The organism is Streptomyces sp. NPDC059787, from assembly GCF_042732315.1.
Taxonomy (GTDB): domain Bacteria; phylum Actinomycetota; class Actinomycetes; order Streptomycetales; family Streptomycetaceae; genus Streptomyces; species Streptomyces atrovirens.
The window spans coordinates 98955-120861 of the sequence record NZ_JBHWHX010000014.1 but is presented as its reverse complement, the minus strand read 5'-3'; the positions used below and the strand labels follow the sequence as shown (position 1 = coordinate 120861).

General features: G+C 72.8%; 21 protein-coding genes. 9 read left to right on the top strand and 12 right to left on the bottom strand.

The window, feature by feature from the left end:
- Window positions 1–68: 68 nt before the first annotated feature.
- From ACFV5H_RS16220 to ACFV5H_RS16205, 4 genes are all read right to left on the bottom strand, one after another.
- Complete coding sequence (locus tag ACFV5H_RS16220) at window positions 69–878, bottom strand: ATP-binding cassette domain-containing protein (RefSeq protein ID WP_385052783.1); 810 nt, start codon at window positions 876–878, stop codon at window positions 69–71.
- Entirely contained in the window at window positions 875–1942 is a 1068-nt protein-coding gene (locus ACFV5H_RS16215) for an ABC transporter permease (protein WP_385052786.1), read from the bottom strand. The genes ACFV5H_RS16220 and ACFV5H_RS16215 overlap by 4 nt, the downstream gene beginning before the upstream one ends.
- Window positions 1939–2943, bottom strand: a complete 1005-nt coding sequence (locus ACFV5H_RS16210; RefSeq protein ID WP_385052788.1) for a sugar ABC transporter substrate-binding protein — start codon at window positions 2941–2943, stop codon at window positions 1939–1941. The genes ACFV5H_RS16215 and ACFV5H_RS16210 overlap by 4 nt, the downstream gene beginning before the upstream one ends.
- A 171-nt stretch (window positions 2944–3114) precedes the next feature.
- The gene (locus tag ACFV5H_RS16205; protein WP_385052860.1) at window positions 3115–3864 is read right to left on the bottom strand and encodes a GntR family transcriptional regulator; all 750 of its coding nucleotides are present in this window, start codon (window positions 3862–3864) and stop codon (window positions 3115–3117) included.
- A gap of 116 nt (window positions 3865–3980) precedes the next feature.
- On the opposite strand from ACFV5H_RS16205, the gene ACFV5H_RS16200 reads away from it, so the two are divergent.
- Window positions 3981–5006 (top strand): Gfo/Idh/MocA family oxidoreductase, encoded by a 1026-nt coding sequence (locus tag ACFV5H_RS16200; protein ID WP_385052791.1) that lies wholly within the window; start codon window positions 3981–3983, stop codon window positions 5004–5006.
- A 2-nt stretch (window positions 5007–5008) separates the two neighbouring features.
- Here the strand turns inward: ACFV5H_RS16200 and ACFV5H_RS16195 are convergent, their stop codons facing one another.
- Both ACFV5H_RS16195 and ACFV5H_RS16190 read right to left on the bottom strand, forming a co-directional pair.
- Entirely contained in the window at window positions 5009–5683 is a 675-nt protein-coding gene (locus ACFV5H_RS16195) for a response regulator (protein ID WP_385195291.1), read from the bottom strand.
- A gap of 58 nt (window positions 5684–5741) precedes the next feature.
- The gene (locus ACFV5H_RS16190; protein WP_385052797.1) at window positions 5742–6992 is read right to left on the bottom strand and encodes a histidine kinase; all 1251 of its coding nucleotides are present in this window, start codon (window positions 6990–6992) and stop codon (window positions 5742–5744) included.
- Window positions 6993–7171: 179 nt separating this feature from the next.
- Here ACFV5H_RS16190 and ACFV5H_RS16185 point away from each other — a divergent pair, with 179 nt between their 5' ends.
- Window positions 7172–7372 (top strand): hypothetical protein, encoded by a 201-nt coding sequence (locus tag ACFV5H_RS16185; RefSeq protein ID WP_344566122.1) that lies wholly within the window; start codon window positions 7172–7174, stop codon window positions 7370–7372.
- Window positions 7373–7413: 41 nt separating this feature from the next.
- Here the strand turns inward: ACFV5H_RS16185 and ACFV5H_RS16180 are convergent, their stop codons facing one another.
- Complete coding sequence (locus tag ACFV5H_RS16180; RefSeq protein WP_385195288.1) at window positions 7414–8040, bottom strand: dihydrofolate reductase family protein; 627 nt, start codon at window positions 8038–8040, stop codon at window positions 7414–7416.
- Window positions 8041–8184: 144 nt separating this feature from the next.
- Here ACFV5H_RS16180 and ACFV5H_RS16175 point away from each other — a divergent pair, with 144 nt between their 5' ends.
- Window positions 8185–8937, top strand: a complete 753-nt coding sequence (locus ACFV5H_RS16175) for an SDR family oxidoreductase (protein WP_385195285.1) — start codon at window positions 8185–8187, stop codon at window positions 8935–8937.
- Between the two features lie 279 nt (window positions 8938–9216).
- Here ACFV5H_RS16175 and alc read toward each other — a convergent pair whose 3' ends face one another.
- Window positions 9217–10296, bottom strand: a complete 1080-nt coding sequence (gene alc, locus ACFV5H_RS16170) for an allantoicase (protein WP_385052806.1) — start codon at window positions 10294–10296, stop codon at window positions 9217–9219.
- A gap of 19 nt (window positions 10297–10315) precedes the next feature.
- Window positions 10316–11662, bottom strand: a complete 1347-nt coding sequence (allB, locus tag ACFV5H_RS16165; protein ID WP_385195283.1) for an allantoinase AllB — start codon at window positions 11660–11662, stop codon at window positions 10316–10318.
- A gap of 243 nt (window positions 11663–11905) precedes the next feature.
- On the opposite strand from allB, the gene ACFV5H_RS16160 reads away from it, so the two are divergent.
- Window positions 11906–12712: an IclR family transcriptional regulator gene (locus ACFV5H_RS16160; RefSeq protein WP_385052812.1), complete on the top strand. Its 807-nt coding sequence runs from the start codon at window positions 11906–11908 to the stop codon at window positions 12710–12712.
- Between the two features lie 13 nt (window positions 12713–12725).
- On the opposite strand, the gene ACFV5H_RS16155 is transcribed toward ACFV5H_RS16160, so the two are convergent.
- Window positions 12726–13040: a DUF5955 family protein gene (locus tag ACFV5H_RS16155; RefSeq protein ID WP_385195280.1), complete on the bottom strand. Its 315-nt coding sequence runs from the start codon at window positions 13038–13040 to the stop codon at window positions 12726–12728.
- A gap of 201 nt (window positions 13041–13241) precedes the next feature.
- Here ACFV5H_RS16155 and ACFV5H_RS16150 point away from each other — a divergent pair, with 201 nt between their 5' ends.
- The gene (locus ACFV5H_RS16150; protein WP_385052817.1) at window positions 13242–13859 is read left to right on the top strand and encodes an NTP transferase domain-containing protein; all 618 of its coding nucleotides are present in this window, start codon (window positions 13242–13244) and stop codon (window positions 13857–13859) included.
- A gap of 207 nt (window positions 13860–14066) precedes the next feature.
- On the top strand, window positions 14067–15692 hold the full coding sequence (gene aceB, locus ACFV5H_RS16145) for a malate synthase A (protein ID WP_385195278.1): 1626 nt from the start codon (window positions 14067–14069) through the stop codon (window positions 15690–15692).
- Between the two features lie 3 nt (window positions 15693–15695).
- On the opposite strand, the gene ACFV5H_RS16140 is transcribed toward aceB, so the two are convergent.
- A complete protein-coding gene (locus ACFV5H_RS16140; protein WP_385052822.1) occupies window positions 15696–16622 on the bottom strand; it encodes a HipA family kinase in 927 nt (308 codons plus the stop codon).
- 42 nt (window positions 16623–16664) lie between these two features.
- Complete coding sequence (locus ACFV5H_RS16135; RefSeq protein WP_385195386.1) at window positions 16665–18143, bottom strand: IucA/IucC family protein; 1479 nt, start codon at window positions 18141–18143, stop codon at window positions 16665–16667.
- A gap of 112 nt (window positions 18144–18255) precedes the next feature.
- On the opposite strand from ACFV5H_RS16135, the gene ACFV5H_RS16130 reads away from it, so the two are divergent.
- Genes ACFV5H_RS16130 through ACFV5H_RS16120 form a run of 3 tightly spaced genes read left to right on the top strand, consistent with a single transcriptional unit; the run spans window position 18256 to window position 21884 of the window.
- Window positions 18256–19764 (top strand): IucA/IucC family protein, encoded by a 1509-nt coding sequence (locus tag ACFV5H_RS16130; RefSeq protein ID WP_385195276.1) that lies wholly within the window; start codon window positions 18256–18258, stop codon window positions 19762–19764.
- Window positions 19765–19809: 45 nt separating this feature from the next.
- Complete coding sequence (locus tag ACFV5H_RS16125; RefSeq protein ID WP_385052826.1) at window positions 19810–21084, top strand: VWA domain-containing protein; 1275 nt, start codon at window positions 19810–19812, stop codon at window positions 21082–21084.
- The gene (locus ACFV5H_RS16120; protein WP_385052828.1) at window positions 21084–21884 is read left to right on the top strand and encodes a hypothetical protein; all 801 of its coding nucleotides are present in this window, start codon (window positions 21084–21086) and stop codon (window positions 21882–21884) included. The genes ACFV5H_RS16125 and ACFV5H_RS16120 overlap by 1 nt, the downstream gene beginning before the upstream one ends.
- Window positions 21885–21907 lie beyond the last annotated feature (23 nt).

The window sequence follows — 21907 nt, the reverse complement described above, 5'->3', positions numbered from 1 at the left end:
GTGGTGTGGATCATTGTCGGGTGCGGGTGCGTCGTGGTTTCCCGCGCCCACGCGGCGGAGCCGCAGATCTATACAGCCCCGCGACCCTGGGCCAACTGCAGTTCGTGGCGTAGATCGTCCAGCTCGTTGCCTCCCGCCATCTGGCTCGTCAGCTCGTCCAGGGTGATCTCGTCACGGGTGTGGTTGCCGACCATCGTGCCGCGCTTCAGCAGGACGAACCGGTCCCCCACCAGATACGCGTGGTGCGGGTTGTGGGTGATGAGGACGACGCCCAGGCCCTCGTCGCGTGCTGCCGACACGTACTTCAGGACCACGCCCGACTGTTTCACGCCCAGGGCCGCCGTCGGTTCGTCCAGGACGAGGACCTTCGCTCCGAAGTGCACCGCGCGGGCGATGGCCACGCACTGGCGTTCGCCGCCGGAGAGGGTGCCGATGGGCTGGTCGACGTCGCGGAGGTCGATGCCCATGCGGAGGAGTTCCGCGCGGGTGGTGCGGCGCATGTGGTCGACGTCCATGCGCTTGAAGGGGCCGATGCCCTTGCGCGGCTCGGAGCCGAGGAAGAAGTTCCGCCAGACCGGCATCAGCGGGACGACGGCCAGGTCCTGGTGGACGGTGGCGATGCCCCGGTCCAGGGCCTCGCGCGGGGAGGCGAGGCGGGTCTCCTGGCCGTCGAGGGCGAGGGTGCCGCCGTCGTGCCGGTGCAGTCCCGCGATGATCTTGATCAGGGTGGACTTGCCGGCGCCGTTGTCGCCCAGCACACAGGTGATCTCGCCCGCGCGCACCTCCAGCGAGACGCCTTCGAGGGCGCGGACGTTGCCGTAGTGCTTGCTGACGCCGGACAGCTCCACGAGGGCCGTACGGGAGTCGGTCCGTGTCATTTCGATGCCTCCGCGCGGCGGCGTACCCAGGTGTTGAGCAGGGTGGCGAGGAGCAGCATCGCTCCGAGGAAGAACTTGAACCAGTCGGGGTTCCACTCGGCGAAGACGATGCCCTTGCTGGTCATTCCGAAGAGCAGCGCGCCGACCGCCGAGCCGACGGCGCTGCCGTGGCCGCCGGTGATCAGACAGCCGCCGATGACGGCCGCGATGATGTAGATCAGCTCGTTGCCGACGCCCTCGCCGGACTGGACGACGTCGTAGGAGAAGAGCAGGTGCTGGCCGCAGATCCAGGCGCCGAAGGCGACGCCCATGTAGAGGGCGGTCCTGGTCCGGGCCACGGGGACGCCCACCGCGCGGGCGGCGTTCTCGTTGCCGCCGACCGCGAAGATCCAGTTGCCGGCGCGGGTGCGCAGCAGGATCCAGCTGCCGAGGGCGACCAGGGCGAGCCACCACAGGACGGTGACCTTGATGTGCGTGCCGCCGACGGTGAGGGTCGACGCGAACAGGGCCCGCGCGGTGGTGAAGCCCTCCATGTCGGCGATGGTCCTGGTGGAGACGGTGCCGCCGATCAGCTTGGTGAAGCCGAGGTTCATGCCGGTCAGCATCAGGAAGGTGCCGAGCGTGACGATGAAGCTCGGCAGTTTCGTGCGGGCCAGCATGATCCCGTTGAAGGCGCCGACGGCGAGCGTGACCAGCAGGGACACGCCGACGCCGACCCAGACGTTGGCGGTCATCTGGTAGCTGAACATCGACGACACCAGTGCCGACGACGTGACCAGGACCCCGGCCGACAGGTCGAACTCGCCGCCGATCATCAGCAGCGCCACCGGGACGGCCATGATGCCGATGGTGGAGGACGCGTAGAGCACGGTGCCGAGGCTGGAGGCACGCAGGAAGCCGTCGGCGGCGAGGGCGAAGCAGCAGAAGACGGCGATCGCGCCGACGAGGGAGCCGAGCTCGGGTCTGGTCAGCAGCCGCTGGAGCGGCGAAGAACTGCGCAGAAACCTTTCATCAGAGGCACCGGAAGGGACATCGGGGGATGCGCCGGGAGTCGTCGCGCTCATCGGGTGCCCCGCTGCGTGTAGTCCTCGAGCGCGGCGGCGTCGTCCTTGGTGATGACCTGCGGTCCGGTGAGCACGGGCCGGCCGCCGCCGAGGACGTCGGCGTTGTACCGGTACAGCCACAGCAGGTCGACCGCCTCGTAGCCCTGGAGGTAGGGCTGCTGGTCGACGGCGAAGCCGAGGCTGCCGTCCTTCAGGCCGGCGGCGACCTTGGCGTTGAGGTCGAAGGTGTCGATCTCGGCGTCGCTGCCCGCGCCCTCGCGGGCCTTCGCGGCGGTGTCGGCGTAGGGGGCGCCGAGGGTGACGACGGCGTCCACGGCCGCGTCGGACTGGAGCCGGGCCTCGATCGCCGACTGCACGTCGGGCATGCTCGTGCCGTTGACGTGGAGGCGGACCAGCGTGCCGTCGAAGGTCTTCTCCACACCGTCGCAGCGCTGCTCGTGACCGACGTTGCCCTGCTCGTGCAGGACGCAGAGGGCCTTCTTGCGGCCCCGCTCGTTCAGTTCCTCGCCGACCGCCTCGCCGGCGATCGTCTCGTCCTGGCCGATGTGGGTGAGCGCGCCGAACTCCTTGGACTCGGCCGAGCCGCTGTTCACGGTGACGACCGGGATGCCGGCCTCGCGGGCGCGGGCGAGGGACGCCTTCATCGCGTCCGGCTTGGCGAGGGTGACGATGATGCCGTCCACCTTCTTGTCGACGGCCGCGTCCACGAGCTGCGCCTGCTGCTGGGCCTCGTCGTCGTGCGAGTAGAGGAAGTGGATGTTGTCCTTCACCGCGGCCTGCTCGGCGCCGCCGCGGACGATGTCCCAGAAGGTGTCGCCGTCTCCCGCGTGGGTGACCATCGCGAAGGTCCAGCGGGGGGTGTTCACCGCCGCCCGCCCCTGGGCCGCCGCGGCCGCGCGGGCGTCCTCCGCCCGTTTGCCGCCGGTACTGCTGCATCCCGCGAGCGAGAGACTCAGCGCCCCCGCCAGCGCGATGCCCACCCAGGTCGAAAACCGTGACACGAGGACTTGCCCTTCTTGCTGTGCTCTTGCGTGTGCAAGGGGCCGATGACCGCACCGGCCCCAAACGCCCCATTCTCGAACACGGGCATCGGGCGTCCCCGCGCGGGGAGCGGAATCCGGTCACATTGTCCTGACATTAAGACGGCACGGTGTGTACGCCGCGGCGAATTGTCAGGACCGTACAAGCAGTTGGAATTCGAACGAGTAGCGGGAGGGCCGGTAGGTGTGGGTGCCGAACTCCACCGCGCGGCCGGTGTCGTCGAAGGTCACGCGCTCCATGGTGAGCAGCGGGGCGCCGGTCTCCTCCCCGAGCCGCTCGGCCTCGCCGGCGGTGGCGGCACGGGCGCCGATGGTCTGGCGGGCGCTGTGCAGGGTGATCCCGGCGGCCCGCATCAGCCGGTACAGGCCGGTGGCCTCCAGCCGGCCGGTGTCCAGGTCGAGCAGGCCGGGCGGCAGGTAGTTGCACAGGTACGCCATCGGCTCCCCGTGGGTGAGCCGCAGCCGTTCGATCCGGTGGACCTCGCTGTCCTCGGCCACCCCGAGCGCGGCCGCGACCTCGGCGGACGCCGCCACGACGGTGTTGACCAGCACTTTCGTGGCAGGGCGCTGACCGGCCGCCTCCAGGTCGTCGTAGAGGCTGCTGAGCTCCAGCGGACGTTTGACCTTGCTGTGCACCACCTGGGTGCCGACCCCGCGGCGGCGCACCAGCAGGCCCTTGTCGACGAGGGACTGGATGGCCTGGCGGACGGTCGGCCGGGACAGGCCGAGCCGCGCGGCGAGCTCGATCTCGTTGCCCAGCAGGGTGCCGGGGGTCAGCACGCCGTGCTCGATGGCGGACTCCAGCTGCCGGGACAGCTGGAAGTACAACGGCACGGGGGAGCCGCGGTCCACGCTCAGCTCCAGCTGTACGGTCGGGTCCACTTCTGGTTTCGGCACGGGCCGAGCGTAGCCCCGCGCGCTGTTGACGGGAAGTTGTGTAGTTCGGTTGTCCGGACATACGCATTGACAGGGAGCGACGCGGGCCCCACTTTGTTTCCATGCGCATCGGGGTCATCGGTACGGGCCGTCTCGGCACCATTCACGCCCACACACTCAGCAGGCACCGCGACGTCGGCTCCCTGATCCTCACGGACGTCGATCCGGCGCGGGCGCAGGCCCTCGCCCACCGGCTCGGCGAGACGGCGGCACCCGGAGTGGACGAGATCTACACCTGGGGAGTGGACGCCGTGGTGATCACCGCGGCCACGTCCGCCCACGCCGATCTGATCGGCCGGGCGGCCCGCGCGGGGCTGCCGGTGTTCTGCGAGAAGCCCATCGCCCTGGACCTGGCGGGCACGTTACAGGCGATCACGGAGGTCGAGACGGCCGGGACCGTCCTGCAGATGGGGTTCCAGCGCCGTTTCGACGTCGGGTACACGGGCGCGCGGGAGGCGGTGCGCTCGGGCAGGCTCGGGCGGCTGCACACCGTACGGGCGATGGCCGGCGACGCGGAGCCGCCACCGGCCGGGTATCTGCCGCAGTCCGGCGGGCTGTACCGGGACGCCCTGATCCACGACTTCGACATGCTGCGCTGGGTGACCGGCCGGGAGGTCACGGAGGTCTACGCGGCCGGGTCCGACGCCGGGCCCGCGATGTTCCGCGAGGCGGGCGACGTGGACACCGGCGCGGCGCTCCTCACCCTCGACGACGGCACGCTCGCCACGGTCACCGCGACCCGGCTGAACGGAGCCGGCTACGACGTGCGCATGGAGCTCGCCGGGGAGCGGGACCAGATCGCCGTCGGCCTGGACGACCGTACGCCGATCGCGTCCACCGAGCCGACCGGGCCGCCGGCCGCGGACAAGCCGTGGACGGGGTTCCTGGAGCGGTTCGGGCCCGCGTACGAGGCCGAACTGGTCGCGTTCGTCGAGGTGGTGCGGGGCGAGCGGGCCAACCCGTGCGACGGGCGGGAGGCCCTGCAGGCGCTGCTGATCGCGGAGGCGTGCGAGCTGTCCCGGCGGGAGCGCAGACCGGTCCGGCCGACGGAGCTGGTGAGCGGGGCGACGGCGGCGGCGTACACCTGAGATCAGCGGTCCCCGGGCTCCTCCAGGAGGCCGGCGTCATGGGCCAGCAGGGCGATCTGCACGCGGTTGTTGAGGCCGAGCTTGGCCAGGATCCGGGAGACGTGGGTCTTGACGGTGGCCACGCTCAGGTAGAGCTCGGTGGCGATGTCGGCGTTGGCCAGGCCCCGGCCCACCGCGACGGCGACCTCGCGTTCCCGGTCGTTGAGGTCCGCGACGCGCGCACGCGCGCGTGTGCGCCGCGTGTCGGCGGCGGTGCCGGCCGCGTGTGCCATCAACTGCCGGGTGACGGTCGGTGACAGCACCGGGTCGCCGGCCGCGACCCGGCGCACCGCGGCGACGATCTCGGCGGGCGGGGTGTCCTTGAGGACGAACCCGGCGGCGCCCGCGCGGAGCGCGCGCAGCACCTGCTCGTCGGCGTGGAAGGTGGTGAGCACCACGACCTGCGGGGCGTCCTCGCGCCGGCGCAGCGACTCGGTGGCGGTGAGACCGTCCACCGTCGGCATCCGGATGTCCATGAGGACGACGTGCGGCCGGGTACGGTCGACGAGCGCCTCGACCTCGCCGCCGTCGGCGGCCTCACCGACGATCTCGATGTCGTCCGCGCCGCCCATCATGAAGGACAGCCCGGCCCGCACCAGCGGGTCGTCGTCGACGAGGAGCACTCTGATCGCAGTCATGGCCCGTAGGTAATCACGGCCGTGCGGGGCGGGGACACACGTACCGGCCGCTCCCGGTTCAGCCCCACGGCAGCCGGGCCCGTACCTCGAACCCGCCGTCGGGGGCGGGCCCGTGCTCCAGGGCGCCGCCCGCCAGGGTCGCCCGTTCGGTGAGACCGATCAGGCCCTGCCCGGCGCCGGGCACATGCGGTACGTCCCCCTCCGGCGCGGGGTTGCGCACGGTCACGGTGAGGCCCTCCCCCGGGCCGCCGGTGACCGACACGGTGACCTCCGTGCCGGGGGCGTGCTTGCGGGCGTTGGTCAGGCCCTCCTGGGCGATGCGGTAGGCGGTGCGGCCGACGGAGGCGGGGACGGCGGCCGGGTCGGTGACCCGCTGGTCCAGGGTGATCTTCATGCCGGCCTGCCGGGACTCGGCGACCAGGGGGTCGAGCGCCGCGAGCGTCGGCTGCGGCCGGCCCGCGTCGTCGGCGTCACCGGCCCGCAGCACACCGATGATCTCCCGCAGGTCCTGCAGCGCCTCGTGCGCGCTCTCCCGGATGACGCCGGCCGCCCGCGCGACCTCCGCGCGCGGGGCGTCGGGCCGGAACTCCAGGGCGCCCGCGTGCACGCTCAGCAGCGTCAGCCGGTGCGCGAGCACGTCGTGCATCTCCCGCGCGATGGCCTCCCGCGCGAGCCGCTGCGCCTGCTCGGCCCGCAGCCGCGCCTCGGTCTCGGCCCGCCGCGCACGGTCCCGCAGGCTCAGCATGAGCTGCCGTTTGGACCGTACGAACATGCCCCAGCCGACGGTCGCGGCCGTCAGCACGAGGAAGAGGACGAGCACGGCGAGGTACGGCAGGTCGGGGTCGGGGCGCCACCAGAAGTACAGCGGGACGAGCGCCGCCTGGATACCGCCCACCCAGGCCACGTACCGGAAGGGCCGGTGCACGGCGAGCGTGAACAGGGAGATGATCGCCACGCCGCCGGAGGTCTCCGAGACGAAGCTGACCGGGATCATCACGGCGGCCAGCGCGAGCGGCCAGCGCCGGCGCAGCCAGAGCGCGGCGCACGACAGCGCGCCGAGCACCTGGTCGGCGACGGCCAGCGCGTGCGGGATGTCGTGGTTGTCGCGGAGCGTGTCGGCGCCCGCCAGGCCCACGAGCACGGCCAGCAGGAAGCAGGCGAAGTCGACGGCCCAGTCGCGCGCGGTGCGCCGGGGCCGTCGCCCGGAGCGGGCCGCGTCGGGGTCGAGTTCGTGGATGAGGGCGGACGGGAAGAACCATCGGCGCCCCGTGAACACCGGGGCGGTCTGCGCCGCCTTGTCACCAGTCACGGTCGGCAAATCTACGCAGGGGGCGGCCCCGGCACAGCCTCGCCGGCGGGATCGGCTACCGAAGTCGCGGCACCGCAGACTTTCGGCGCTCCGGCCGGCGCGGAGTGCCGTCTTCGGTCGGGCAGGGCCCGTCTCGCGGCCGATGCGGGTGGGGTGTCCGCGGGGCGAGAGTCGGTGGCATGAAGCAATTGCTGGAGGTTCTGGGTTTCCTCGCCTTGGTGCAGGGGGTGGCGGGTCTGGTGAGCGAGCTCGCCGGCTGGGACTGGGGGCTCGTCCACCGGTTCTCGTTCCTCGACGGTTACGAACTCTTCGCGAGCATCGCCCTGCTGGTGCTGAGCGGCGCCCTGTTCGCCGCCGCGGAGAGCCGGAAGCCCGGCTGACACCGCCGTCCGGGTGGCGGCGTCCACCGGTGCGGCCGGTGTCAGGCGTTCTCCGGGAGCTCGTACGAGCCGTACTCGGGGCGGCCGGAGAAGTCGTAGGTCTGGATGGACACGCCCGCGGCGGTGATCTCTCCGCCGGTGTGCCGGAAGGCGCTCGGCATCGAGCCCTCCGGGAACAGGCGGCGCCCGGCTCCGAGGACGACCGGGAAGGTCAGCAGGTGCAGGGTGTCCACGAGGTCGAGCGCGAACAGGGACCGGGCGAGGGCGCCGCTGCCGTGGAGCTGGAGCTCGCCGTCGGTGCGCTCCTTGAGGGCGGTGACCTCCTTGGCGAGGTCGCCGCGGATCACGGTGGTGCCGGCCCATTCGGGGTCGGTGAGGCCGGCGGAGGCGACGTACTTCGGCAGCGCGTTCAGTTTGCCGGCGACCGGGTCGGCGGGGTCGGTCATCTTCGGCCAGTACGAGGCGAAGATGTCGTACGTACGACGGCCGAGGAGGAAGGCGCCCACGCGGGAGAAGACCCCGTTGACGAACCGGCCGAAGTCCTCGTCTCCGTAGGGGACGCTCCAGCCTCCCTGTTCGAAGCCGTCCCTGGTGTCCTCCTGGGGGCCGCCGGGGGCCTGGTAGACGCCGTCGAGGGTGACGAAGGTGGTGACTACGAGCTTGCCCATGACGGGTTCCTGCCTTCCGGTACGGGGGTGGGGCGTGCCGTCATCAGCTCAGACCCCGGCGGGGCCCGCAACTCATCGGCGTTGCGTCAGGTCGACGTCCGTTCGCCGCCAGCGCGTCGGGGGCGGGAGCGCTGGGATGGACGCATGACGACTCACACTGTGGAGAAGACCCTGCTCGGCGAGGCGGCCCTGGTCACCGGGGGCAGCCGTGGGATCGGCGCGGCGACGGCGCTGCGGCTGGCGCGGGAGGGCGCGGACGTCGCGGTGACGTACGTGAACGGCAAGGAGGCGGCCGAGGAGGTCGTGCGGGCCGTGGAGGCGCTGGGGCGCCGCGCGGTGGCCCTGCGTGCGGACGCCGGTGACCCGGAGGAGGCGGCCGGGGCGGTGACCGCCGCCGCGCGGGAGCTGGGGCGGCTGGACGTGCTGGTGAACAACGCGGGGGTCGGCGTGCTCGGGCCGGTGGAGACGCTGTCCCTCGCGGATGTCGACCGGGTGCTCGCGGTGAACGTGCGCGGGGTCTTCCTCGCCTCCCGCGCGGCGGTCGCCTTCATGCCGCGCGGGGGGCGGATCATCACCGTCGGTACGTGTATGACCCAGCGGGTGCCCGGGCCGGGCGGGACGCTGTACGCGATGAGCAAGTCGGCGTTGGTGGGGCTGACGAAGGCGCTGGCCCGGGAGCTGGGCGGGCGGGGGATCACGGCGAACATCGTCCATCCGGGGCCGATCGACACGGACATGAACCCGGCGGGCGGACCTTATGCGGACGGGCAGGTGGCGATGACCGCGGTGGGGCGGTTCGGGAGGGCGGAGGAGGTCGCGGAGACGATCGCGCATCTGGCGGGGGCGGCGTATGTCACCGGGGCGGAGTTCTCGGTGGACGGGGGGCACGCGGCGTGATGTCTGGCTGGGCGTGGCGGCTGGGGTGACAGTCGCCACGTCCCGGGGGGCTGCCGGCGGTTGTGGGGTGCCGTGCGTGAGGGTTGCTCTGCCGGCGGTTGCCGGGTGCCGTGCGTGAGGGGTGCTCTGCCGGCGGTTGCCGGGTGCCGCTGCGCCCACCCGTGCCGCCCCAGCGGCACGACTGCCCGCAGCTATGTCGGTACGACTGCCCGCGGCTGTGTGGGCACGGCTGCCCGCGGCTGTGTGGGCACGACTGCCCGCGGCTGCGGCTGTGGTGGGTCAGGTGCTCTGTTCGGTCAGGGAGCCGAAGAGGCGGAGGCGGGAGATGCCGCCGTCGGGGTGGATGTCCACGCGGGCGTGGGTGGCGGTCGCCGGGGCGGGGAGGACGAAGCGGTGGTCGGTGTCGGGCTGGAGGCGGGTGCGGGGGAGGATCTCCCGCCAGTCGGCGTCGTCGCCGTCCTTCACCGAGACCGACGCCCAGCCGGCGCTGTTGCCCTTCAGGTACGCCGTGTCGATCTCCAGGGCGCGGATCCGCGAGCGGGCGACCAGGCGGTAGCGGATCCAGTCGTGGCCCCGGTCGCGGCGGCGGCGGGTCTCCCAGCCGTCGTCCATCTTCCGGGAGCGGCCGGGCCGGATGGTGTTGGCGGCCGGTGAGTAGAAGCGGTCCGAGGCGTCCTCGACCCGGCCGCCGTTCTCCAGCGCGACGACGTCGAAGGTGCCGAGTGCCGCCAGCCACGCCGGATCGGGCACGACCTCGCCGTACACGCGCAGCCGGGCGATGCCCCCGTCGGGGTGCTGCTTGAGGCGCAGGTGGGTGAAGCGCTGTTCGTCCGTGACGGCGAAGCCGTTGGCCGCGTGGCCGCCGACCGGGGTGCGCGGGACGAGCGTCGTCCACTTCACGTCGTCCGAGAGCAGCTCCTCCGGGGACGGGGAGCCCGCCACCGAGGTGCCCTCGACGGAGACGGCCTGCGGGTGGTTGCCGCGGAAGTGGGCGGTGTCCACGACGATCCCGCGGACGATTCCGGGCGCGCCGAGCCGGATCAGCGCCCAGTCGTGGTCCTCGTCCGTCGGCCAGGGATGTTCGGCGGAGGTGCCGCGCCGGCGCCGGGTCTCCCAGCCGTCCATGATCTTGCCCTTGTGCCCGAAGTGCTCGGGGTCGAACTCGGCGCGCCCGGGCAGCAGGAGGTTCTCGCGCTGGGCGAAGAACTCGTCGTTGGCGGCGATGACCCCGGCGCCGAGCCGGCGGTCGGCGAGGTCGGCGTGGTGGGTGAAGGGGAAGTCGGCGGTGCGGTAGTCCGCGTACGGGTCACCGCCGCTGTAGGGGTGTGCGTCGCCGGTGAAGCTCTCGATCGCCGTCACGGTGATCTGGTCCTGCCTTTCAGTGCTGGTGGGAACGGGTGAGCAGGCGGCCCTTCGGTTCGGTGAACGCGCCGTCGGCGACGACGCGCCTGCCGCGCAGCCAGGTGGACTTCACGACGCCGTACAGGGTCCTGCCCGCGTACGCCGTCACACGGTTGCGGTGCTGGAGCGCCGCCGGGTCGACGGTGAAGGTCTCGTCGGGGGCGAGGACGGCGAAGTCGGCGTCGCGGCCGGGCGCGATGGCACCCTTGCGCGCGTCGAGTCCGACGAGCGCCGCCGTACGCGTCGACATCCAGCGCACCACGTCCTCCAGGCCGTGGCCGCGTCCGCGGGCCTCGGTCCAGACGGCCGGCAGGCTGAGCTGGAGGCCGGAGATGCCGCCCCAGGCGGTCGAGAAGTCGTCCGTCTTGAGGTCGGCGGTGGACGGGGAGTGGTCGGTGACGACGCAGTCGATGGTGCCGTCCGCCAGGGCCTGCCAGAGCAGATCCTGGTTGGCGGCCTCGCGGATGGGCGGGCAGCACTTGAACTCGCTGGCGCCGTCCGGGACTTCCTCCGCGGTGAGGGTGAGGTAGTGGGGGCAGGTCTCGACGGTGACGCGTACGCCGTCCGCCTTGGCCGCGGCGATCACGGGGAGCGCGTCGCCTGAGGAGAGGTGGAGTACGTGCACACGCGCGCCCAGACGTTTCGCCTGGTCGACGAGGTGCGCGATGGCGGTGTCCTCGGCGTCGCGCGGGCGGGAGGCGAGGAAGTCGGCGTACTTCGGGCCGCCGTGCTGCGGGGCGGCGGCGAGGTGGTGCGGGTCCTCGGCGTGCACGATCAGCAGGCCGTCGAAGGCGGCGATCTCCGCCAGGGACCGGGCCAGTCGCTCCTGGTCGAGGTGCGGGAACTCGTCGACGCCCGACGGTGACAGGAACGCCTTGAAGCCGAAGACGCCGGCCTCGTGCAGCGGGCGCAGGTCCTCGACGTTGTCCGGCAGGGCGCCGCCCCAGAAGCCGACGTCGATGTGGGCCTTGTCGGCGGCGACCCGCCGTTTGGTGCGCAGGTGGTCGACGGTGGTGGTGGGCGGGAGGGAGTTGAGCGGCATGTCGATCAGCGTGGTGATGCCGCCGGCCGCCGCCGCGCGGGTGGCGGTCCAGAAGCCCTCCCACTCGGTGCGGCCCGGGTCGTTGACGTGCACGTGGGTGTCGACCAGGCCGGGCAGCAGGACGTCGTCGCCGAGGTCCTCCAGGCGGGCGCCTTCCGGGACGGGTGCGTCGTACGGCAGGACGGCCGTGATCGTGCCGCCGGCGACCGTGACGGACGCGGCGCGCGTTCCCTCGGGAGTGATGACGCGTGTGGAGCGCAGCACCTGTTCGGCGTCGGACACCCGGATCCTCCTGACCTTCCGCCGGGATGGAATTCAACGTTCTGTTGAAGGAGTCTTCACCCGCGCCTCCGGCCCGTCAAGGGCCTGCTTCCCGTACGACCCCGGCCGGCGGCCACCTCTGGACGATTCCACAAAGTGGAATTAGACTTTCGTCAGGCAGAACGTGGCTACGCACAAGCGGGCGATCGACCGGCTGCCGGGTAGGCTTCTGCCCTTCCTGCCAGGCCTCGAAAGGAACGCGCCGTGCCGACGTCCAGCGCCAGCACCAACGACTCCGCCCGGTCCGCCGCCAGCGGCGGCGTGCAGTCCCTCGAGCGCGCCTTCGACCTGCTCGAACGGATGGCGGACGCGGGCGGCGAGGTCGGCCTGAGCGAGCTGTCCGCGAGCAGCGGACTGCCCCTGCCGACCATCCACCGCCTGATGCGCACGCTCGTCGCCTGCGGCTACGTACGCCAGCAGCCCAACCGCCGTTACGCGCTGGGCCCGCGGCTGATCCGGCTCGGCGAGTCCGCCTCCCGGCTCCTTGGCACCTGGGCGCGGCCGTATCTGGCCCGCCTGGTGGAGGAGACCGGCGAGACGGCGAACATGGCGCTGCTCGACGGGGACGAGATCGTGTACGTGGCGCAGGTGCCGTCGAAGCACTCCATGCGGATGTTCACCGAGGTCGGCCGGCGCGTCCTGCCGCACTCCACGGGCGTGGGCAAGGCCCTGCTGGCCGGTTTCCCGCCGGAGGAGGTACGGGCCCTGCTCGGCCGTACGGGCATGCCCGCCGCGACGGACAGGACCATCACCACACCCGACGGCTTCCTCGCCGCTCTGGAGGACGTGCGCCGCCTGGGCTACGCGATGGACGACAACGAGCAGGAGATCGGCGTCCGTTGCCTCGCCGTGCCGGTGCCGGACTCCCCCACGGCGGCGGCGATCTCCATCTCGGGCCCGGCGGGGCGGGTCACGGAGTCGGCGACGGAGAAGATCGTGCCGGTGCTCCAGCAGGTCGCGGCGGAACTCTCCGAGGCGCTCGCCACGCCGGGCACCGGCCCCACGAGCTGACCGGGGCGTGCGTTCAGCCGCGTGGTGACGTGCCGAACAGGTCCACCGCCTCGCGCAGTTCCCGCACGCCCTGCCCCAGTGCGCTCACCGAGCCGATCGCGCCCGCGATCAGCAGCAGGGAGCGGCGCAGCCGGGGGATCTCGGGGTCGCCGGCTGCGGTCATCCCGGCCAGCGCGGCGAGTTCCTCCTCCGCGACGCTCCGGTCCCGGAAGTCCCCGGGATGGGCGGCCAGTTGACGGCGTAACCGGGACACGGCGGAGCGCAGCTCCGCCACTCGTGGGTCCACCTGACTGCCGGGCACACGCCTCTGCTCCACGCTGCGCAACACAGTCCTCCCCCTGGCACGTCGTCGTGCGCCTCCCCGACCGGCCGCGGCAACCCGCCGACCGGTCGCGCCAGTAAACGCCACCCCGGGCCCCTCGCGCCAGTCCGCTGCGTCATCGAGTTGCTCCGCAGCGTGACGGGACGGCCCCGGGCATCCGCCCCGCGCCGTCCCGATACCCCGCGACGGGTGCGGTATGCAGGACGCATGACGACACATCACAGGGGCGGGGACACCACCACGGAGGTCGTGGGACTGCTGCTGGCCGCGGGCGGCGGGCGGCGGCTCGGCGGGCGCCCCAAGGCACTGCTCACACACCGGGGCCGGCCGCTGGTGGAACACGCGGTGGGGGTCCTCCGCGCGGGCGGCTGCGCGCGGGTGCACGTGGTGCTCGGCGCGCGGGCGGACGAGGTACGCGCCCGCGCCTCCCTGCCGGACTGCGCCCTCGTCGACAACCCCGCGTGGGAACGTGGCATGGGCACCTCACTGCGGGCCGGCCTCGACTCCCTGGCCGGCACGGGCGCGCGGGCCGCACTGGTCTCGCTGGTCGACCAGCCCGGGATCGGCCCGGAGGCGGTCGCCCGGGTGCTCGGCGCCTACGACTCCCCCGAGTCGCTCGTCTCGGCCGCCTACGACGGCGTGCGCGGCCACCCGGTGCTGTTCGGCGCCGCGCACTGGGCCGGGATCGCCGCGACCGCGACCGGCGACCGAGGGGCACGCGCCTATCTGAAGGAGCACGCGGAACGGCTCACGCTCGTCGAGTGCGGCGACGTGGCCGAGGCGTACGACATCGACACCGAGGCGGATCTGGCGCACCTTGAATGAGCCGGGACGGCGGTGAGCGAGAGGGGAGGCACCGAGCGCCACCTTGCCTCGACCCGGAGAATCTCGACATCAACAAAACATTGAACTTCCACCATGAGGAAACTACTATCCACTGTTCAGAAGCGCCCGGCCTCCGTACGGGCGTCCCCCGCCGTACCCGGGTCGACCGGCACCCGGTGCCATGCACGCCGAAGGAAGTGACAGCTGATGTCCGCACCAGCGCCGTCCCCGCTGGCCGTCGTCGACGCCGAGCCCCTGCCCCGGCAGGAGGAGGTCCTCACCGAGGCGGCGCTCGCCTTCGTGGCCGAGCTGCACCGGCGGTTCACGCCCCGGCGTGACGAGCTGCTCGCCCGCCGCGCGGAGCGCCGCGCCGAGATCGCCCGCACCTCCACGCTCGGCTTCCTCCCGGAGACGGCCGCGATCCGCGCGGACGACTCCTGGCGGGTGGCCCCGGCCCCCGAGGCCCTGAACGACCGCCGGGTCGAGATCACCGGTCCCACCGACCGCAAGATGACCATCAACGCCCTCAACTCGGGCGCCAGGGTCTGGCTCGCGGACTTCGAGGACGCCTCCGCGCCCACCTGGGAGAACGTGGTCCTCGGCCAGCTCAGCCTGATCGACGCCTACACCCGGAACATCGACTTCACCGACCCGGTGTCCGGCAAGTCGTACGCCCTGCGCCCGGACGCGGAGCTGGCGACGGTCGTCATGCGCCCGCGCGGGTGGCACCTGGACGAGCGCCACCTCACCGACCCGGACGGCACCCCGGTGCCCGGCGCGCTGGTCGACTTCGGCCTGTACTTCTTCCACAACGCCAAGCGGCTGATCGAGCTCGGCAAGGGCCCGTACTTCTACCTCCCCAAGACGGAGTCCCACCTGGAGGCCCGGCTGTGGAACGAGGTGTTCGTCTTCGCGCAGGAGTACATGGGCGTGCCACAGGGAACGGTCCGCGCCACCGTCCTGATCGAGACGATCACAGCCGCGTACGAGATGGAGGAGATCCTCTACGAACTGCGCGACCACGCCTCGGGCCTGAACGCCGGCCGCTGGGACTATCTCTTCTCCATCGTCAAGAACTTCCGTGACGGCGGGGCGAGGTTCGTCCTCCCGGACCGCAACGCGGTGACGATGACCGCCCCGTTCATGCGCGCGTACACCGAACTCCTCGTCCGCACCTGCCACAGGCGCGGCGCGCACGCGATCGGCGGCATGGCGGCGTTCATCCCGTCCCGCCGGGACCCGGAGGTCAACAAGGTGGCGTTCGAGAAGGTGCGCGCCGACAAGGACCGTGAGGCGAACGACGGTTTCGACGGCTCCTGGGTCGCCCACCCCGACCTGGTCCCGATCGCCATGGAGTCCTTCGACCGGGTGCTCGGCGACCGGCCGAACCAGAAGGACCGCCTGCGTGAGGACGTCGTCGTCAAGGCGGAGGACCTCATCGCCGTCGACTCGCTCGACGCCAGGCCGACGTACGCGGGTCTGGTCAACGCCGTCCAGGTGGGCATCCGTTACATCGAGGCGTGGCTGAACGGGCTCGGCGCGGTCGCCATCTTCAACCTGATGGAGGACGCCGCCACCGCCGAGATCTCCCGCTCCCAGATCTGGCAGTGGATCAACGCGGAGGTGGTCCTCGACAACGGCGAGCAGGTCACCGCGGAGCTGGCCCGCAAGGTCGCCGCCGAGGAACTGGCGAGCATCCGCGCGGAGGTCGGCGAGGAGGCGTTCGCGGCCGGCAACTGGCAGCAGGCGCACGACCTGCTGCTGAAGGTCTCCCTCGACGAGGACTACGCCGACTTCCTCACCCTGCCGGCGTACGAGCAGCTCAAGGGCTGAACCCTACGTGTCCGAGCGGCCCAGGTGCACCGACCAGTCCTGGGCCGCCGCCGGTTTGCCGTGCAGGTCGGGGACCCGCTTCAGCCAGTCCGGCCGGCCCCGCCGCGTCCTCGCCGCCCGCCGGGCGTTCTCCTCGGCGAGCTCGTCCGGGCCGGGGAAGTCGGTGGGCAGCCAGGCGCGGGAGGACCTCACGCGCGCGTGGAGATACGTCACGTACGCCTCACGGACCTCGTCCGGCGTGGCGAAGCGGGGATCACCGGCCAGCCAGTCGTCGGGGACCTCTGCGGTGACGGACCGCAGCAGCTCCTCGGTCACCTTCGGCGCGAGTTCGGCGTCGGCGGCACGTACGTCGGGCCCGTAGTGGCCGAGGGCGTGATGACGGAAGTCGTACGCCTTACCGGGGTCGGAGCCCTCCCAGCGGTGGTGGAAGACGAGCGCGGCCCCGTGGTCGATGAGCCACAGCCGCGGGGGCGCGACCCCGAGCGTCGGCCACACCACCAGGTTGGAACTGTGGACGGTACGGTCCACGTTCACGGTGAGGGCGTCCAGCCAGACGATCCGCCCGGCCTCCAGCGGATCGACGGGGAAGACCTCGGCGACCTCGGGGGTGAAGTCCCGCGCGCCCGACAGGTAGTCCATGCCGAGATTGACCCCGGCGCTGGCGGCGTGCAGCTCCCGCACCTCCTGGTGCGGCTCGCTGTCCGCCACCGCCGGATCGAAGTGCGCCAGCACCAGCTCGGGAAACCGCAGCCCGAGGGCCCGTGCCAGCTCCCCCACGATCACCTCGGCGACCAGCGCCTTGCGTCCCTGCGCGGACCCGGTGAACTTGACGACGTACGTCCCGAGGTCGTCGGCCTCGAAGACGCCGGGGACGGACCCGCCCGACCTCAGCGGGGTCACATAGCGAACAGCCTTCACATCGCGCAGCACACCGGCCAGCGTACGGCAGGCCTCCCGCGGGCTCACCTGCCTTTATGGGCCGGCCAGCGGATTGGGCAGCGGCCGGTAGCGGGCGTCGGCGCCGTCCGCGCCGGTCCAGCGGAGCAGGAGGTTGGTCTTGGCCGGGAGGGCCGGGGCGGTGAGCAGGGAGGGGATCTCGGGGAGGTCGTGCCGGGACAGTTCGCGGCGGACCGCGGGCCAGGGGTCGAGGCCGGGGTGGTGGTCGGCGAGGGCGGCGGCGGTCTCGGAGAGGTGGTTGACGAGCAGGCAGTACACCAGGCGCTCCCAGCCCGCCTCCCTGGAGACCGCGGACAGCAGCTTCACGCCCTCCGCGTCCCGGTACAGGGCCCGTACCGGCATGCCGTCGGGGTCCATGGCGACGAGCGTGTTCTGCAGGTGGGCCTCCAGGACGACGCCGTGTCCGCCGAAGGCCGTCAGGGCCGGGGGGACCACCCGCGACAGGTAGGCCTCCCACCAGGCCCCCGGGCGGGGGGTGGTGGCCAGTGGGTTGCCGTCGAAGCCCTCCACCAGGGCGGCGGCCAGGTAGGGGGTCGCGTCGGGCGGGAGGTGGCCGCGCAGGCCGTCGCGTACGACCACGGCCAGTTGTTCGTGGGCGAAGTCCGCGGTGCGGTGACCCCGGTCGCTCTGCCAGGCCGCGTCGGACCCGGCGAAGGCGTCGCGTGCGGCCGTGTCGGTCGTACGGAGCTTCAGCAGGTCGTGGCGCCACAGCCGGCGGATGTCGTTGGTGATGCGCACGTCCAGGCTGAACTTCAGGAACAGGTCGCGCCCGGGCGCGTACACGGTGCGGATCGCCGCCGTGGGCCACACCGGGAAGGGGGTCGTGCCCAGCCGGATCAGGCGGCCGTCGGCGAAGGCGGGGGCGAGGTCACGGGCCGCGAGGTCCAGTTGCCAGGGATGGGCGGGCAGCAGGCGGTAGCCGGGGGGCGCGGTGCCCAGGCGGTCGAGGGCCGCGGTGTCCCCCTCGTCCACCACCGTGTCCTCGCGCAGCCCCAGCAGCGTCAGCGGGAAGCGGGCGTGCGCCTCGGGCGCGTACGGCAGCCAGGCCGCCGCGGGGCCGCCGCCGCGTGCCTTGGGGGCGGGATGGTGGGTGTGACCGGTGACGAGGGCCTGCTCGGAGCGCAGATACGGGTCGTCGGGCGGGGTGGCCCGGGCGCGGGCGGCGAGCAGCGCGGCCACCACCTCCCGGCTGTCGAGCATCTCGGCGGGCAGTTCGTGGTTGGGCAGGCCGGTGTGCCGGCGCAGCTCCTCGGCGACGAGTTTCACCAGCTCCGTGTGGCCGAGGCGGTGCCAGGCGCCCTCCGAGTGGACCTCGGGTCCGGCGGGGCGCCGGGTGCCGCGCACCCGCAGCAGGCGGTCCGTACCGGGCAGGCGGTACGTCGAGTACGCCCCCGCCCCCGCCCCCGGCACGGGCCGGGCCACTTCGCGCAGCAGGCAGTTCAACAGCGGCACCGCCGCGTACGCGTCGGCGTCGTCGTCCGCGGGCGGGGGCATGAGATCCACGCGTTCCTCTGGTTCCTTACGGTCTGTCCGGGCGGAGACGATCAGTATGTCTGTCATCGTCCACCCGTACGTCCCACCCCGCGCGTCACCGAGGAGCCCGACCGTGCACCGTCCCCCCACCGCCGAGGCCGAGGCCGCCGACGAGTTGGCCGTCGTACGGCCCTCTCTCGTGCCCCGGTACACCGACGCGCTGCCCGGCGCCCGCGCGGCCGTGCTGACCCGGCTGTGGCGTGGCCTCGCGCACGATCCGCTGCCGTGGATCGCCCGGCGGGAGACGCTGCGCGACGGGCTCGGCCTGCGGCTCGCGGACGGGCGGTGGCTGCGCGGCCCACGGGCGGATCCGTACGCGACCGCCGCGTACGTCACGGCCGTACGGCTGGACGAGGCGGTGCACGACGATCCGGCGCGGCTGATGACGGAGCTGGCCGTACCGCACTCGGAGGTGTTCGCCGCCGAACTCGCGCACGGTGTGGCGTCGTTGGCGCTGTCCCGGGCGGGGCGGTGGGACCACCCGCGGGAGTGGCCCGCGCGGGACTGGGAGTGGGAGCGACGGGTGGTCGACGGACATCCGTTCCACCCCAACTGCCGTTCCCGGCCCGGTTTCTCGGTGGCCGAGCAGCTCGCCTACGGACCCGAGCACGGGCCGGTGGTGGAGCTGGGGCTGCTGCCCGTGCCGGAGGACGGGTGCCTGGTGTCGGGGGTGTGGCCGGGGTGGCTGCGGGAGTCGGGGCGGGTGGTGGTCCCGGTGCACCCCTGGCAGGCGGCGCACGTGCTGAAGCGGACGGGTGGGCGGCGGCTGGCGGCACATCCGCTGATGGCGCTGCGCACCCTCGCGCTGCCGGACGGGCCGCACGTCAAGACGGCGCTGAGCGCCCGGCTGACGTCCTCGGTGCGGGACATCTCGCTCGGCTCGGTGGCCGCGTCGGCGGTGCTGTCGGACTTCGGGGAGACGGTGGCGGCGCGCACGGACGGGCTGCTGCACGTCACCCGCACGCTGGGCGCGGTGGCGGCCGGGTCGCCCGATCTGGCGGCGGTGCTGCGCGAGTCGCCGGAGGTGTACGCGGCGCCCGGGGAGCGGGTCGTCCCGGTGGCGGCGCTGGCCACCACCGAACTGCCGCACTCCCCCGCCTGGTCGGTCCGGTTCGCGCGGCTCGCGCTCACGGTCGGGCTGCGGCTGCTGGAACTGGGGGTGGCCCTTGAGGCGCACGGCCAGAACCTGCTCGTGGTGCTGTCACCGGACGGGGATCCGGTACGGCTGGTCTACCGCGATCTGGCCGATCTGCGGATCGGTCCCACCCGCCTCGCCCGGCACGGCGTCCCGCTCCCCGAGGGGTTGCCCGCGCGCATGGTCACGGACGACGAACGCACCCTGCGGCGCAAGCTGTTCGGTTCGCTGGTGGCGGGCGCGCTGGCGGGGACGGCGGGGTCGGGGCCGGTGCTGCGGACGGTCCTGGAGGGCGCCGTACGGGATCTGCCGCGCACCCCGGACCTGACCGCCCTGCTCGACGAGCCGCTGCCGGCGAAGGCCCTGACGCTGATGCGGCTGTCACCGCGGCCGTCGGGGGACCAATGGGCGGAACTGCCCAATCCGCTCCGGTACGGGTCCCTGTGACACCCCGTTTTGGAGCGCGGCACTCCTGATCAATAGGATCCGCCGATGATCAGAAGAAAACGGCCGGTGGCAGGCGCCTGTGCCCTGCTCGCCGCACTGACGGCCGGGTTCGCCTTCCCGGCCGGGGCGGCCGCCGGTGAACCCACGGGTCAGGACGCCCCCAAGGTGAACCTGGTCCTCGATGTGAGCGGCTCGATGCGGGCCAAGGACATCGACGGCCAGTCCCGGATGGCGGCGGCGAAGCAGGCGTTCAACGAGGTGCTGGACGCGACGCCGGAGGAGGTGGAGCTGGGCATCCGCACGCTCGGCGCGAACTACCCCGGCGACGACCGCAAGGAGGGCTGCAAGGACACCGCGCAGCTCTATCCGGTCGGCCCGCTGGACCGCACCGAGGCGAAGACGGCGGTGGCCACCCTCGCCCCGACGGGCTGGACCCCGATCGGCCCCGCCCTGCTGAAGGCGGCCGACGATCTCGACGGCGGCGACGGCTCCAAGCGGATCGTGCTGATCAGCGACGGCGAGGACACCTGCGCCCCGCTCGACCCGTGCGAGGTGGCCCGGGAGATCGCGGCCAGGGGCATCGGCCTGACCATCGACACGCTGGGCCTGGTGCCGAACGCCAAGCTGAGCCGGCAGCTCAGCTGCATCGCCGAGGCGACCGGCGGGACGTACACCTCGGTCGAGCACCAGGACGAGCTCACCGACCGGGTGAACGAGCTGGTGGACCGCGCGGCCGAGCCCGTGGTGACGCCGGTGGCCACCGAGGGCGCCGGCTCGTGCGCCAAGGCGCCGACGCTCGGGTCCGGCCTCTACACCGACCGTGAGGAGTTCGGGCAGCAGCGCTGGTACCGCGTGGAGCTGCTGTCGGGGCAGGAGCTGCGCGCCTCGGTGAGCGTGGCGGCGGACCGCGCCGTGCGCCCGGACTACGGCGTGCTGCTGCGGGCCGTCACGGTGCACGGCCGGGAGATCGTGCGCGGTGAGGCGACCGGCAACGGCCGTACGGACGTGCTGTCCACCGGGCTGCGCTACCCGAAGCCCGAGCGGGACGACGACGACAGCGGCAAGCCCGCGGCCGAGGTCGTGTGCCTGGCGGTGACCAACTCCTTCTCGGCGGACTCCGGGGTGAAGACCACGCCCGGTCTCCCGCTGGAACTGACGGTCGACGTCGTGGACGGTCCGGACGGCGCGGACGACGTGGCCTCCTTCGGTCTCGGCCGGGGCTGGTGGCTGCTCGGCGCGCTGATCCTCACCGGCTTCCTCGCCGGTCTCGTCTGGGGCTGGCTGTCACGCTGGCGGGTCGCCGTCTGGAGGACCAACTGATGCGCGCCGTACGGGTACTGAGTGCCGCCCTCCTGACCCTCGGACTGGCCGCCGCACCCGCCGCGGCCGACTCCTCCCCCTCCCCCGGCACGTCCGACGACGACGGGGCGCCCACCCGCGCGGGCACCTCGTTCCGCACGGCGACGGAGGTCGAGCAGGGGCAGACCGCCACCGCGCGTGCCTCCACGGGCGACTACCTGTACTGGTCGTTCCCGGCGGACGCCGGGCAGCGCCCCACCGTCCACGCGACGGTGAAGCTGCCGGAGAGCCACGCGGCCGAGACCTGGCAGATCGACGTGTACGACGGTCTGCGCCGCCGCCAGGCCTGCCAGTACGGCGCGCAGACCCGCACCGCCGGGACGGACACGCCCTCCGTGGAGCTGGAGTGCGTGCTGCGCACGGTCCGCGCCTGGTCGGAGCCGTGGGCCAATGACCCGCTGCCGGGCACGTACTACGTCCGTCTCACGGCGCTGCGGCTGTCCACGTCCGACCTCGGCCAGTCGGTGAGCGCCGAACTGCGGGTCGATTCCAAGGACATGGGCGGCGCGGCGGCCGTGGACGGAGCGCTGTCCGAACCGCTGGTGCCGGGCATCGCGACGCGCGCCGAGTCGGACGAGGAGAGTGACGACCCGGCGGTGCTGGCCGATCTGGAACCCGAGGACGGCTGGACCTCCGGCTGGTGGTCCGACCGCTGGATATGGACGGCGGCGGGCGGCGTGCTGGCCGCCCTGGCGGGTGTCGCCGGCTACCGGCTGACGCGGGGGTCCGGGCGTCCGCCCGGGGTGCCGCCGACCGCGTGACGTCCCCCTCCTGGAAGGCCCGC